We start from the raw sequence: 13,382 nt of genomic DNA on the forward strand, positions 1-13,382 counted from the left end.
AAATTAATAAAAAAGAACAATTCGCGCCAGCGTATACCCCAACTACCCCCGATCAAAAAACGGAAAATGCGCCTAAAATGTCAATAATGTTACTGAGTCTTTGTCTGCGCGACTCGCTCCGCCATAAGGCACAGAATTTCCCACATCATTGTAACCCCTGCCAGGGCCGTCGCGCCGGACGGATCAAAAGGCGGGGATACTTCAACCACATCTGCGCCCACAATATCCAGCCCGCGCAGGCCGCGCAGCATGCGTTGCGCGTCATGGGTGGAATAGCCGCCAACTTCCGGCGTTCCTGTACCCGGCGCATAAACTGGATCCATGCCATCCACATCAAAAGAGATATAGGCCGGACCGCCTCCGACAATCTCTCTGGCAAGGTCCGCAACCTTATCGGGCCCCAGATCGAAATATTCCTCAATTTCGACAACACGAATGCCCTGAGCCAGCCCCCATTCCTTATCCTCAGGACCATACAATCCACCGCGTATGCCAATTTGAATAACACGCTTGGGATCCAACAGCCCCTCTTCTATCGCCCGGCGGAAAGGCGTACCGTGGGTGTAGAGTGCTCCCCCAAAATAGCGATCCCAGGTATCGGTATGGGCGTCAAAATGCACCATACCCAGCGGGTTCTTCTTATCTGCAATGGCCCGCATGATAGGCAACGTAATCAGATGATCACCCCCTGCGGTCAACGGCAGGATGCCCTTCTCATGAATCCTGCGGAAATGCTCTTCGATCCGGGCCAGCGTATCTTCCAATTGGATCGGATTGACGGGGCTATCGCCCAGATCAGCGCAATTGGCCAATTCATACGGCATGATCCCGCTGACATGGTGGCAATTGCGCGTCATGGTGGACGCATCGCGCATCTGTCTGGGTCCATGTCTGGCCCCGGCGCGATTCGTTGTCCCCCCATCCCAGGGAACGCCAGTCAGACCAATATCAACCCCGCCGGCATCTTCTGGCGCAACATGCGGCAGGCGCATAAAGGTCGCAATTCCTGCAAATCGGGGCAGCACCATTCCGGACAGGGGTTTGTAACTAATCTCACCATCCGCCATCACAGCATTCCTTCCCAGATTTCGTAACCAACACGTCCACAGGGGACCCTTATCGGTGCACCAGACCGTTAATGATCCGACTCATTTAAGAACTGATCGCCCAGACCGGTATTATAGGCAAACCCTTCCGGCGTCAGGGTGATCGTATGCATATCCGGGCTGACAACCAAGCCCTTGCGCGCCAGAGCCACCCAGACGGCAGGATTTGAAAATCCGCTGGCGTCGCGAGCATGAACGGTAAAGGCACCGACATGCACATGATCACCATGGGCATGGGGAATTCGGGTCAGGGTCACATTTCCCGTTGCCTCATCAGATCTGGAGGAATTCGGATCGCGGGCGATAACCTGTGCCAGGACAAGGGTTCGCGCCTGAAGCTTATTTAGTTTCAAAGGGTTTGGTTTTGACGTCACGCTGTTTCCTTTCTGATGATACGCCATCCAGTACAAACGCAATACAGGCCACCACGCAACCGCCGTATAGACCTTTGCGCAACTGTTTCATGAATATGAAACGTTTTATGCACAAGTTTGCAACGCTGTACCTGTAATCAAGGGCCTGCATCAGGGGCGAAAGCCTGAGCATCCGGAGACGCGCCTTCGTTTAACCATGGTCGACAGCATCACACCGGTCCCAACCGACAGTGACAGATGCAGGGGAAGTTATGCTAGAGATTCAGTCTCTTACAAAGAAATTTGGTGAATTGCACGCTGTTGATGCCGTGAATCTGTCGATTCCAGACAAGGCGATGGTCGGAATTATTGGTCGATCCGGCGCTGGAAAATCCACCATGCTGCGCCTGATCAATCGCCTTGCCGTTCCGACATCCGGGAAAATCCGGTTTCACGGGCGCGATATTTCAAACCTTTCAGGCAAGGCCCTGCGCGACTGGCAGGCCGACTGTGCCATGATCTTCCAGCAATTCAATCTGGTGCCGCGCTTGGACGTGCTGACCAATGTCATGCTGGGCCGCCTGAACCATATTGGAACCCTGCGCAGCGTCTTCCGGCTGTTCACCGATAAGGAACGCATGGAAGGCCTGTTGGCGCTGGAACGCCTGGGGATTGAACAAACCGCCCTGCAACAGGCTGGTACTTTATCTGGCGGACAACAGCAGCGTGTCGCCATCGCCCGGGCCCTGGTGCAGAAGCCGAAACTTATTCTGGCGGACGAACCCATCGCCTCCCTGGATCCGATGAATGCGAAACTGGTCATGGATGCCCTGCAGCGCATCAATCAGGAAGACGGCATAACCGTCGTGTGCAACCTGCACACCCTGGATACCGCGCGGACCTATTGTGAGCACATCGTTGGCATGGCCCATGGCAAGATCGTCTTTTCCGGTGGGCCTGATGACCTGACCACCGCCCAGGCGCGGGAGATTTATGGCGCTGGTGAGGAATTCAACGAGGCTGCCACATCGACATCGATTTCGCATGAGCGCGAAGTCTTAAAAACACCCGATACCGAACAGGATGACCTGATCGCATCGGGGAAGGTCGTCAACCTGTGAGGACAAGGTAGGCGAGCTTAATCAAAACCGAGGTGATGGAATACCGATCACCTGGTCCTGCAAGTGCCCTTTACCAGACGTTAAACTTACCACAGCAAGAAAGAGAGATATCATGCAGATCAAATCCATCGCGGCCGCCGTTGCCACCGCCGCCATTATGAGCATTTCCAGCGCCGCCAGCGCACAGGAAATCACAGAGTTTCGCATCGGCATTCTGGGCGGTGAAAACGCCAATGACCGTTTGAAGTCTCATGAATGCCTGAAAGACCGAACCGAAGCATTGCTGGGTGTTGAAACCAAAATCTTCGCCCCGGCTGATTACAGCGGCGTGATCGAAGGCCTGATCGGTGGCAACCTGGATATGGCCTGGCTTGGAGCCTCTGCTTATGCGGCAGTTTACATGGCAGACCCGGAAGCGGTTGAGCCGGTTCTGGTGAAAATCAACACAGACGGGTCTTACGGCTACTATTCTGTCGGCTTTGCCCGCGTTGATTCAGGCATCAAATCGCTGGATGATATGAAGGGCAAAGTTTTTGCCTTCGGTGATCCGAACTCCACCTCTGGCTATCTGATCCCTTCCGTTGAAATTCCTGAAGGCGGCTATTCCATGAAATCCGGCGATTACTTCTCGGAAGTGAAATTCGTTGGTGGTCATGAACAAACCATCGTTGCCGTTGCCAATGGCGATGTTGATGCCGGTGTGACCTGGGCAGACGGCCTGGGCAACTGGGAGGAAGGGTACAATTCCGGCGCACTGCGCAAGGCAACCGATGCCGGTCTGGTCGACATGACCGAAATCCAGGAAATCTGGCGCTCTAAAGTTATCCCGGAAGGCCCGATCGTTCTGCGCAAGGCCCTGCCAGAGCGCGTGAAACTGCAAATGACCGGTCTGATGGCCAGCCTGGAATCGATGGACCCGGAATGCGCCTACAGCGTTATGGCCGGTGAAGTCAAAGGCATCGCCCCAATCGGTCACGACGCCTATATCAGCGTGATCGAAGCCCGTAAGGCTTCCATGAAGAACTAATCAGCGGATTGGTTTTGTGCGGCGCCGATGCCATTAAACGCATCGGCGCCGCAGTCCGTTTACTGTGGAGCTTCGATAAAATGAACACCCCCCTGACCATCGGCCAGTTACAAAGCCATTTCAATGGCATGGAACAAAGACGGCGGCTCTATACAGCCGTGTTTCTTGGCGCATCGCTGATCGTCTTCTTTGGGGGCTTTTCTATTGCGGAAGACCTGAATTCCGGCGGTTTCTGGCAGGGACTTGCCAAATTCTTCGATTTCCCGTCCCAAATCATTCAAGACACTTTTGCTGCCGATGACTGGCTTATCACCGTCCTTGAATATTCGCCCGCCATGTTGGAAACGATCAACATGGCCATGGTTGGAACCCTGTTTGGCGCAGTGATGGCAATGATCCTGGCCTTCTGTTCCTCGCGCAATCTAGGCATCATACCGGGCATTGTCCCCATTGCGCGGCGATTGATGGACATCACCCGCGCCTTCCCAGAGCTGATTTTGGCGCTTTTCCTGATCTATTTACTGGGTGCGACCCCGATACCGGCAATCATCGCCGTGATGCTGCATACAGCCGGTGCCTTGGGCAAACTGTTCTCAGAAGTGAATGAGAATATCGACAGGAAACCGCTGGAAGGGCTGCAGGCGACCGGTGCCAGCTGGCTGCAGCGCATGCGCTTTGGCGTCCTGCCGCAGGTTCTGCCAAATTATTGCAGCTATGCGCTGTTGCGGTTTGAAATCAATATTCGCGCCTCAGCCATTTTAGGCTTTGTTGGCGCTGGCGGGATCGGCCAGGAATTTCGTACCGCCATCAGTTGGGGCGCAGGCGACAAGATTTCGGCGCTGTTTCTACTGCTATTCCTGACCATCGTCGTCATTGACCAGATTTCCAGCCGTATCCGGCGGAATTTGGTCGGCGGCACGTATCAAATGGCCTGACCTGTCACGCGCTTTACGATTAAGGACACGACCCCATGACGACGATGACACTCGACAGCCAGGCGAACCGCCTTCGCCGCACCCATGGCGAGGTGATCCGGAAGTCCCGTCTGGCGGCCTTCTGGCCCCTGACGTCCCTGGGCATCGTTCTGGCTTATCTGGTCTATGCCTGGGTTGCCTTCGATGTTTCAGGCGTGTTTGGGGCGGCAGATTGGAACCGGGGCGTGCTGCTGTCGCGTGACAGCTTTCACCACAAATATCAGGTCAGCTATTCCGCACGTCAGGATGAAGTATCGGTCACGGTCGAAGGCGACCGGAACACCGAACAGGACCCCCTGCCCAGCTGGGTCACAACAGATGGTGACAGGTATCGTGTCTCGCTAGGGGGACGCCATATCGTCACATTCGCAACAGGACGGCTGGACTATACCGCGCCGGACGGATCGACCTATGCCGCGCGCGTGACCAAGGACGGCGTGCATGTGAATGGCTATCGCGCCTTCCTGGATGACGATAACCAATACCGTTATGTCCCTGAGGAACAGTCCGGAAATGCAAACGCCCTTGATATGGCCGAAATGGTCAAACGCGGCATCCTGCCGGAAGGGTCGTCCTTTGCACCGACAAAGTTTGAATATGCACCGGACTTTTACAAGACAATGCGCGTTACCCGCGCGCAGATTCTTGTTCAACGCTATTTCTTTGGTTGGGAATATTTCTGGTTTGGCCCGAACTCGCAATTGCATGGTCTGAGCACGGCTGCATTGTGGGATCTCGCCTGGTCTGAGGAGCGGATTGATCCGGCGCTATCCAATGCCGAATTTATCTTCCTGGAATTCTGGCGCAACCCGGACTGGCAACACAACGAAATGTTTATTGCCTTGCTGGAAACACTGTTGATGGCGCTGCTGGGAACCTTTGTAGCCGCTGGTGTTGGCCTGCCCCTTGGTTTTCTGGCAGCGGCAAATTTCAATCCGATCTTTGCCAGCCGCATGGTACTGCGCCGCCTGTTCGACTTTCTGCGCGGAATCGACCAGATCATCTGGTCCTTGATTTTCATCCGCGCATTCGGCCTTGGACCCCTGACCGGTTCCCTTGCGATTGCTTTCACCGATACCGGCACTTTGGGGAAATTGTTTTCTGAAGCAATTGAAAATATTGACTCAAAGCAGGTGGAAGGCGTTCGGTCCACCGGGGCAACGGCGATCCAGCGCTATCGCTTTGGTGTGATACCGCAAATCCTGCCGATCTTTGTTTCCCAGACTCTGTATTATCTGGAATCCAACATTCGATCCGCCACCGTGATTGGGGCGCTGGGTGCTGGGGGTATCGGCCTGAAACTGGTGCAATCGATGCAGACACAGCAGGATTGGGAAAATGTGATGTATCTGATCGTCATGACCCTGATCGTTGTTGTATCCATGGATATCGCGTCGGGCTGGCTGCGCCGTAAGCTGATCAATGATCGGGGATAAAAACAGGTCCCCCATTTGATCGCATCTGGAATCTCTGGCATAATCGCAGGATCGGTGTCGGCGTATCGCCAGAACCATGGACCAAAGCAGATTATAGGGTTCTTTACAGGCCCTTGGCGCGACACCTGGTCCGAATGATTGACCCGAAAGGTCGACTCTCAATGAAGCTCAATACCAGCCAGCAGGCTGCTGTGAAACAGCAGACCGGCGCCGATCCCGTTGAAGAAGGAAGCACCCCCCACACTGCCCTGACGGAGGCTTTTGGGGACCACACATTTTATGTCAGCGAAGCAGGACTTCTGGTTCCAGAACCTGTTGAGGCCGAAGGAACAGACCCGATGGAGCTGATCCTGGTTGCCGAATGGACCGATGAAAAGCGCGAGGCGATGCAACGGGTCGAACCTAAGCAGACAGGCTTTGTTCTGGACGCCGCCCCGGCAAACGACTCCGCTGCCAGCTGAGTACCACCCGCGCCCTTAGCGTACCTGCCCCGCTGGGGTCGATTGAATACGGGACGGTGTTTCTGATAATCCCTATGGCGCGGTCGAAAGATATGATCTCTTCGCCGCGCCATTTGGGCTTTCCGAATTCAGTAAAAAATATCCCTGAAATCCCACCTGACGTTTAGCGCAATGCCTGCGCGAACGGGATCGTGTGCGCCGCCGTATCTGCTGAAAAAACATGTGGGGAAAGCATCCTGTATGAGCTCATGCAAGGGCATGATCCTCTTGAAGACATTCGCACGCTGACACGAACCGTCGATTTATGACGGCGACGGCGGATTGTCGATTTCACTGGAAACGGGGCGGTATCAGGATTATTCCGCCGCGTTAATAGACGCGCCGGATTTGCTGCTTTTTATTTGGTCGAAGCTGTCCTTATCCAAATAGCCGATACACCGATTCCGCCCCTGGCGTTTAGCTTCATACAAGGCCTTGTCCGCCTTGTGCAGGACTTCTTCACCAGTGTCATTGTCAAAATCAAACAGCGCCACGCCGACGGAAATGGAAATATCGAGGCCACCATCGGGACCGCCACGGGCATGTATCGGCGCGGAACATATGCTCTTGCGCAGCCGTTCGGCCACGACACCAGCAACACTGTAATCTGCGTCCGGCATCAGGACGACGAATTCTTCACCGCCAAAGCGGGCAATTGTGTCAATCGACCGGACATTCTGACCAACACGACGGCTCAATTCGATCAGAACCTCGTCCCCGGCCGCATGACCATACGTGTCATTGACCTGCTTAAAGTAATCGATATCGAACATCATGACCGCCAATGGTTTGCCACTGGCCCGAACACGGTCAACAAGGCCGCTTAGATGCGCGGTCAGATATCGGCGATTATACAGCCCCGTCAGACTGTCCGTCAGCGCCATGGCAAGGCTTCGTTCGTAATTTTCGCGCAGGCGGTCCTGATACCGCTGACGGCGAATCTGGGTGCGAACCCGCGCCTGCAATTCCTGCTTATCAATCGGTTTGATCAGATAATCGTTAATCCCGATATCCAGGGCTTTGGCCAGGCGCTCCGTATCATCTTCTTCAACGGTCAGTAACATCGGGGTGTGGCGGGTTGCATCAGCGGCGCGCACATGGCTGCAAAACCGTAACGCATCGCCGTTCTTTAAACGCAAGCTGACAACCAGCAACTCGTACGCTGCCATTTTCAGGCGTTCATTGGCTTCGGCGACAGAGGCAACAATATCACTGCTGGCATTGTCCCGATCCAGTGCATCAACGATCTTCTGCGCATCAATCCGATTGTCTTCTACCACCAGAACCTTGGCATTGGACGCATCAACGGCATGAATGGGCTTGTCTTCGCGCATGACGCCCAATTGCCCGGATGTCTGTTCGCGCATGCGCCATTCATCCATCAACATTTTCAGGCGCACAAGCGAGCGTACGCGCGCAAATAGAGCTGCATCATTGACAGGTTTCGTCAGAAAATCATCTGCGCCTGCTTCCAGGCCCCGCACGCGATCTGCCGAATCAGATAAGGCCGTGACCATGACGACCGGAATATGCATGGTAACAGGATCTTGCTTCAGCTTTTCACAAACCTCGAACCCATCCATTCCGGGCATCATAACATCCAGAAGGATAATATCGGGCTGGTCATGCTTCGCCATTTCAAGGCCTGTCAGCCCGTCACGGGCTGTTATGACCTCAAAATACTCACTGGTCAGCTTTGCCTCCAACAGTTTGACGTTGGGGCGTAAATCATCGACCACGAGCACTCTTGCGGTCATCCGCTTCACATCCTTACATTCACGCGCCTAAAATCAGGCGAGAAACTTCTCTATCGTGGACAAGAAATTTGCCACAGAAATTGGTTTGGCAATATACGCCTCACAACCACCTTCCAGGATTTTTTCCTCATCCCCTTTCATGGCAAATGCCGTCACGGCGATAACCGGAATATGTTTCAGATCGTCGTCTTCTTTTATCCATTTGGTCACCTCCAATCCCGAAACTTCCGGCAATTGTATGTCCATCAGGATCAGATCAGGCTTCTCACTGCGGGCAATTTTCAAGGCCTCCATGCCATCCCTCGTTTGAAGGATGGTATAGCCTTTTGAATCCAGCAAATCATGAAACAGCTTCATGTTGAGTTCATTATCCTCAACGATCAAAACCGTCTTGGCCATATTGCCCCCTATCCGAACATAACCGATCTCTGTATCGGTTCAAATCAACACTGTGTACACTACCCGCTTACACATTGAAATCAACTGACCAATGGAATGCTGTCTATTAAGTGTTCTATAACATAATCGCTGAGGTGGCGATGCTTTTCACGCATCGACAAAGATAGGACAAAGGTAATGCGCATTGGTCTGGACCTGGGTGGTACAAAGACATCTGGCATACTAATGAACCAGAATGGTGAGATTCTGGCACGTCATCGGGTTGAAAGCCCGCGCGGTGACTATAACGCGACCTTAACCATGCTTCGGGATATGGTAACGCACCTTGCCGGTTCCAAGGGCGACGATATCCATGTTGGGATTGGCATACCGGGAAGCATTTCTCCCGCGACGGGATTGGTAAAGAATGCCAATTCCACCTGGTTGATCGGCAAACCATTACTGCAGGATGTAACGCAGGTTCTGGGCCGACCGGTGCGCATCGCCAATGATGCCGATTGCTTTGCATTATCTGAGGCTGTTGATGGTGCGGGGGCCGGGTACCGCACAGTTTTTGGCGTCATTTTGGGAACGGGCGTTGGGGCTGGTATTGTCAGCAACGGGGCCTTGCTGAATGGTCCAAACGCCATCGCCGGTGAATGGGGGCATAACCCATTGCCGTGGGCCACTGCGGGATCAGACCCCGCCCTGCCCTGCTATTGCGGGAAATCCGGCTGTATCGAAACCTATCTCAGCGGTCCCGGCCTGGCGAAACACCATGCCAAAACATCTGAAGAAATCGTACCAGCAGATACAATCGCCCTGGCCGATTCACCCAAACGTAAGGCCAGCCTGATGCTTTATGCCAGCCGCTTGGCCCGCGCCCTATCCCATGTGATCAATATTTTGGACCCCGATGCGATTGTGCTGGGCGGCGGCCTGTCTGGCATACACAGCCTGTATCAAGACGTCCCGGCCTTGTGGGGAAAATACGTCTTTTCTGATTCGGTCAGTACCCCCTTGCTGCGTCACATGCACGGCCCGGACAGCGGCGTTCGGGGTGCTGCATGGTTATGGCCTGCGTAATGACTGATATGCAGCCCCCCCTGTTTCTGTGCCGGGAATGCCTGCATCAGATGACACGCCCAACGCTGGAGGAAATGCCAAAGCGGTGCCCGCACTGTCACTCCCCCCGCGTGATCGCGCATGCCGAACTGGCCAGCCTATCAATTGCCCATATTGATTGCGACGCCTTCTACGCCTCTGTTGAAAAGCGGGATGATCCCAGCCTGGCCGACAAACCTGTCCTTGTCGGCGGGGGAAAGCGCGGCGTGGTATCTGCGGCCTGTTACGTTGCCAGGCTGTATGGTGTGCGATCCGCCATGCCGATGTTCAAGGCGCTGAAGGCCTGTCCCAATGCTGTCGTCATACGTCCGAATATGGAGAAATATGCGTCTGTTGGCCGGGAAATCCGCGCCATGATGCTGGAGATGACCCCACAGGTTGAGCCGATCTCTATTGATGAGGCATTCCTGGACCTGACCGGCACAACCCGCCTGCACGGCCGTCCCCCCGCTGCGACACTGGCATATCTGGTGAAGCGCATTGAAAAGGAAATCGGGGTCACGGCGTCCATTGGGCTCAGCTATAATAAATTCCTGGCGAAAATCGCCTCTGATCTGGACAAGCCCCGTGGCTTTGCCGTGATTGGGCAGCAGGAAGCAGTCTCCTTCCTGAAATCAAAACCGGTTGGCATTATCTGGGGGGTGGGCAAAACCTTGCGCGCCACCTTGGAAGCAGACGGAATCCATACCATTGGCGATCTGATGGCCTATGAAAAATTTGACCTGATTGGGCGGTATGGCGCGATGGGCAATCGGCTGTATCATTTTGCCAGGGCAGAAGATGGTCGCAGCGTAGAGCCGGAAGGCGAAACCAAAAGCATCTCTGCCGAGACAACCTTTAACGACGACATTTCCACTGCGGCTAAACTGAAAGACGCCCTGTGGCCCTTATGCGAAAAGGTTGCCCGCCGGATGAAATCAAAAGGATATGCCGGGCGCACAGTGACGGTGAAACTGAAAACCAATGGATTCAAGACGGTCACCCGATCCCGCACCTTAACGGACCCCAGTCAACTGGCCGAAACCCTGTATCGCACGGCAGCGCCCATATTGGACAAGGAAGCCGATGGCCGGGCCTTTCGCCTGATTGGCATCGGCATGTCGGAACTGACAGACCCGGCCGGTGCGGACCCAATTGACTTGGGCGACCCCGATGCCGGCAAGCGCGCCAAAATCGAACGCGCCATGGATGCGGTGCGCAAAAAGCTGGGCGACAGTGCGGTAAAGAAAGGACGCGGCTGGACCTAACCCAAAATCAGCTTCAAACCCAAGCCAAAGACGGCACAAATACTCAATGTCGCAATCACGCCCAGCCTGTATCGAAACACGGCCATCAGCGCCAAAGCCGTCACCAATACCGCCGATAGGTCCAGACTGGTCAGCACCGGCATGTCCACCGAGAACGGCCCGAACTGAAAAGCCGATACCTGTGTGAACAGGATGCGAAGACCAAACCAACAGGCCAGATTGGCGATGACCCCGACAACAGCCGCCGTGATTGCCGATAAAGCACCGGCAAGACGAGGGTTTTGTTGCAATCGCTCAATCGCGGGCGCGCCCAAAAAGACGAAGGCGAAACACGGCGCAAAGGTCACCCACAGCGTGACACAGGCGGCCAGAACGCCGGCCCACAAAGTCCCTTGGGCCGCATAACCTGCCAGAAAACCAACAAATTCCAGCACCAGTATCAAGGGGCCCGGTGTGGTCTCCGCAAGCCCCAAACCGGTCAACATCTGATCCGGGGTCAACCAGCCATAGCTTTCCACGGCCTGTTGCGCGACATAGGTCAGAACGGCATAGGCACCGCCGAATGTAACGACGGCCATCTTGGAAAAGAACAAGGCGACATCTGCATAAAATCCACCCACCAACACCAATGCCAGAACCGGCGCACCCCAGGCAAAAAGCGACAGCAACCCTGCGCGGCGCGCCGCTTTCGCCCGCATCGCCATAAATCCTGGATTTTGCGCGATCACATGATCCAAAAGCGCCGGGGTCTCGCCACCTCCTGCGTCATGCTTCCCCCCCTGAAACCGCCCTGGCAAGAGGAAACCGATCAATGCAGCGGAAATCACGACGATGGGAAATGGAACCGACAGAAAGAAAAGGGCGACAAAGGAAATGCTGGCCAACCCCCACGCAATCGCTCCATGCAGGGCCCGTTTGGCTACCTTATACAGGGCATTAAGGACAATCGCGACAACCGCACAGGACAAGCCAAAGAAAACCGCAGAGACAGCAGGCACCTCCCCCGCGGTCACATACAGAATCGATAGGCCCAACATCACGATTGCGCCCGGAATGATGAACAGCAGACCGGCAATCAAGCCGCCGACCGCGCCATGCATCAGCCATCCCAGATAGGTCGCCAATTGCTGCGCTTCCGGCCCCGGTAACAGGGAACAAAAATTTAAAGCGTGCAGAAACCGCCGGTCGCCGATCCAGTTATGATCTTCAACTACTTCGCGATGCATCAACGCAATCTGTCCCGCGGGGCCGCCAAAGGACAGGCACCCAATGCGAAACCAGACTTTCGTGGCTTCTGCCAGGCTTGGCATTGTTTGTGGGGACGTCGCTGTATCCGTCATGCTGCACCTGCTGTGTTGGGCCAATCATGTGTTTCTGAAGTCGCATCCCTGCACCATCGATACAGCGCATCATAAACGCCCATCGCAGCACCAAGCTGTTCTAAATCATCCTTATATTGCCGCGACAAGCCCAGCGAGATTGCCAATAGTCCAGCAGCCTCTGGTGCCAAATCCAGGCGCGCTGTATCGGCACCGCGCACAATCGTTGCCAATCGCGCCAGAGGTTCTGTGGTCAACCCAAATTCCATCAGCATGGTATCAAACGTACAGGTCTCACCGCGGTGACTCCAAAAGACATCATCGATATCAAATGGTGTCGCCCCAAAACGATCCGCAACATTCAGGACTTCACCGGGGGAGACGAATAAGAAAACGGCATTGCGATCAATAAAGCGCCGAATGAGCCAGGGGCAGGCCAGTCGATCAATTTTCGGGCGCGCGCGCGTCACCCAAAGCGTCTGCCCCTTGCGATCAGGCTCAGGCAGGGATGTGAATGGAACAAGGGGCAATTGCGCGTCAAGCCATCCCAAATACCCCCCTTCCAATGTCTGTGCGTCGGTCCCGTGGTGTCGCAACAAGGCGGCAACGCCCTGGCTGAGTTTGAGGCCCTTATGGCAAGAGATCACAACCGATTGACCTAGATAGTCTGGTGCCCAATCCGATACGGAATTATAATTGTGCCGCCTGGATCCGGGAATAAGGTTGGGATGCAGCGAAAAATCTTCATCGATGCGAACGTCCAGAATGATGGGACAGGTCGGTGTGCCAATAAGGCGATTGAGCTGTTGTGATGTGATTTCAGTGGGTGACGTCATAATGCGCCCTTTCCAGATAAGTGGCTTTAGGACGCGATCCTTGGGCTGACGCCTCACGGGGTGTTCGCAAACCCCATGAATTGAACGTTAGTGACAACGTTCACATTGGTCAAGTTACGATCCTCAGACACATCATGACGGGGCGTGACGGGTCGCGATAGTTCTCTTAAGCTGTCGTCCTCTCATGATAAAGGAGTGGCGTA

General features: G+C 54.7%; 13 protein-coding genes. 7 read left to right on the forward strand and 6 right to left on the reverse strand.

Going from position 1 to position 13,382, the window contains the following annotated elements; translation table 11 throughout:
- Positions 1-89: 89 nt before the first annotated feature.
- Positions 90-1,067, reverse strand: a complete 978-nt coding sequence (speB, locus tag ACOSDR_RS15950) for an agmatinase (RefSeq protein ID WP_420731877.1) — start codon at positions 1,065-1,067, stop codon at positions 90-92.
- A 68-nt stretch (positions 1,068-1,135) separates the two neighbouring features.
- Positions 1,136-1,480: a hypothetical protein gene (locus ACOSDR_RS15955; RefSeq protein ID WP_420731878.1), complete on the reverse strand. Its 345-nt coding sequence runs from the start codon at positions 1,478-1,480 to the stop codon at positions 1,136-1,138.
- 251 nt (positions 1,481-1,731) lie between these two features.
- Here ACOSDR_RS15955 and phnC point away from each other — a divergent pair, with 251 nt between their 5' ends.
- The 5 genes from phnC to ACOSDR_RS15980 all read left to right on the forward strand — a co-directional run bounded on the left by phnC (position 1,732) and on the right by ACOSDR_RS15980 (position 6,478).
- A complete protein-coding gene (gene phnC / locus ACOSDR_RS15960; protein ID WP_420731879.1) occupies positions 1,732-2,580 on the forward strand; it encodes a phosphonate ABC transporter ATP-binding protein in 849 nt (282 codons plus the stop codon).
- 112 nt (positions 2,581-2,692) lie between these two features.
- Positions 2,693-3,607: a phosphonate ABC transporter substrate-binding protein gene (phnD, locus tag ACOSDR_RS15965; protein ID WP_420731880.1), complete on the forward strand. Its 915-nt coding sequence runs from the start codon at positions 2,693-2,695 to the stop codon at positions 3,605-3,607.
- Positions 3,608-3,687: 80 nt separating this feature from the next.
- The gene (gene phnE / locus ACOSDR_RS15970; protein ID WP_420731881.1) at positions 3,688-4,542 is read left to right on the forward strand and encodes a phosphonate ABC transporter, permease protein PhnE; all 855 of its coding nucleotides are present in this window, start codon (positions 3,688-3,690) and stop codon (positions 4,540-4,542) included.
- Between the two features lie 35 nt (positions 4,543-4,577).
- Positions 4,578-6,017 (forward strand): phosphonate ABC transporter, permease protein PhnE, encoded by a 1,440-nt coding sequence (gene phnE / locus ACOSDR_RS15975; RefSeq protein WP_420731882.1) that lies wholly within the window; start codon positions 4,578-4,580, stop codon positions 6,015-6,017.
- A 161-nt stretch (positions 6,018-6,178) separates the two neighbouring features.
- Positions 6,179-6,478, forward strand: a complete 300-nt coding sequence (locus tag ACOSDR_RS15980; RefSeq protein ID WP_420723678.1) for a hypothetical protein — start codon at positions 6,179-6,181, stop codon at positions 6,476-6,478.
- Positions 6,479-6,834: 356 nt separating this feature from the next.
- Here ACOSDR_RS15980 and ACOSDR_RS15985 read toward each other — a convergent pair whose 3' ends face one another.
- Both ACOSDR_RS15985 and ACOSDR_RS15990 read right to left on the reverse strand, forming a co-directional pair.
- Complete coding sequence (locus ACOSDR_RS15985; RefSeq protein ID WP_420723677.1) at positions 6,835-8,274, reverse strand: PleD family two-component system response regulator; 1,440 nt, start codon at positions 8,272-8,274, stop codon at positions 6,835-6,837.
- Positions 8,275-8,307: 33 nt separating this feature from the next.
- Positions 8,308-8,673 (reverse strand): response regulator, encoded by a 366-nt coding sequence (locus ACOSDR_RS15990; RefSeq protein ID WP_420723676.1) that lies wholly within the window; start codon positions 8,671-8,673, stop codon positions 8,308-8,310.
- Between the two features lie 177 nt (positions 8,674-8,850).
- Here ACOSDR_RS15990 and ACOSDR_RS15995 point away from each other — a divergent pair, with 177 nt between their 5' ends.
- Together ACOSDR_RS15995 and ACOSDR_RS16000 are read left to right on the forward strand one after the other, a co-directional pair.
- On the forward strand, positions 8,851-9,738 hold the full coding sequence (locus tag ACOSDR_RS15995) for an ROK family protein (RefSeq protein WP_420731883.1): 888 nt from the start codon (positions 8,851-8,853) through the stop codon (positions 9,736-9,738).
- Positions 9,738-11,024: a DNA polymerase IV gene (locus ACOSDR_RS16000; protein WP_420731884.1), complete on the forward strand. Its 1,287-nt coding sequence runs from the start codon at positions 9,738-9,740 to the stop codon at positions 11,022-11,024. The genes ACOSDR_RS15995 and ACOSDR_RS16000 overlap by 1 nt, the downstream gene beginning before the upstream one ends.
- Here ACOSDR_RS16000 and chrA read toward each other — a convergent pair.
- Together chrA and ACOSDR_RS16010 are read right to left on the reverse strand one after the other, a co-directional pair.
- Positions 11,021-12,364 carry a chromate efflux transporter gene (gene chrA / locus ACOSDR_RS16005; RefSeq protein ID WP_420723673.1) on the reverse strand — a complete coding sequence of 448 codons (1,344 nt, stop codon included), beginning with the start codon at positions 12,362-12,364 and terminating at the stop codon, positions 11,021-11,023. The genes ACOSDR_RS16000 and chrA overlap by 4 nt on opposite strands.
- Complete coding sequence (locus tag ACOSDR_RS16010) at positions 12,361-13,179, reverse strand: chromate resistance protein ChrB domain-containing protein (protein WP_420731885.1); 819 nt, start codon at positions 13,177-13,179, stop codon at positions 12,361-12,363. Before ACOSDR_RS16010 ends, chrA begins: the two co-directional genes overlap by 4 nt.
- Positions 13,180-13,382: the final 203 nt, after the last annotated feature.

Origin of the sequence: Hwanghaeella sp. 1Z406 (assembly GCF_048892425.1) — a bacterium.
Classification (GTDB): Bacteria; Pseudomonadota; Alphaproteobacteria; order UBA8366; family Aestuariispiraceae; genus Pacificispira.

Coding starts and splice junctions, on each gene's coding strand:
- speB (WP_420731877.1), bottom strand. CDS start 1,067: ATGGCGGATGGTGAGATTAGTTACAAACCCCTGTCCGGAATGGTGCTG.
- phnC (WP_420731879.1), top strand. CDS start 1,732: ATGCTAGAGATTCAGTCTCTTACAAAGAAATTTGGTGAATTGCACGCT.
- phnD (WP_420731880.1), top strand. CDS start 2,693: ATGCAGATCAAATCCATCGCGGCCGCCGTTGCCACCGCCGCCATTATG.
- phnE (WP_420731881.1), top strand. CDS start 3,688: ATGAACACCCCCCTGACCATCGGCCAGTTACAAAGCCATTTCAATGGC.
- phnE (WP_420731882.1), top strand. CDS start 4,578: ATGACGACGATGACACTCGACAGCCAGGCGAACCGCCTTCGCCGCACC.
- ACOSDR_RS15980 (WP_420723678.1), top strand. CDS start 6,179: ATGAAGCTCAATACCAGCCAGCAGGCTGCTGTGAAACAGCAGACCGGC.
- ACOSDR_RS15985 (WP_420723677.1), bottom strand. CDS start 8,274: ATGACCGCAAGAGTGCTCGTGGTCGATGATTTACGCCCCAACGTCAAA.
- ACOSDR_RS15990 (WP_420723676.1), bottom strand. CDS start 8,673: ATGGCCAAGACGGTTTTGATCGTTGAGGATAATGAACTCAACATGAAG.
- ACOSDR_RS15995 (WP_420731883.1), top strand. CDS start 8,851: ATGCGCATTGGTCTGGACCTGGGTGGTACAAAGACATCTGGCATACTA.
- ACOSDR_RS16000 (WP_420731884.1), top strand. CDS start 9,738: ATGACTGATATGCAGCCCCCCCTGTTTCTGTGCCGGGAATGCCTGCAT.
- chrA (WP_420723673.1), bottom strand. CDS start 12,364: ATGACGGATACAGCGACGTCCCCACAAACAATGCCAAGCCTGGCAGAA.
- ACOSDR_RS16010 (WP_420731885.1), bottom strand. CDS start 13,179: ATGACGTCACCCACTGAAATCACATCACAACAGCTCAATCGCCTTATT.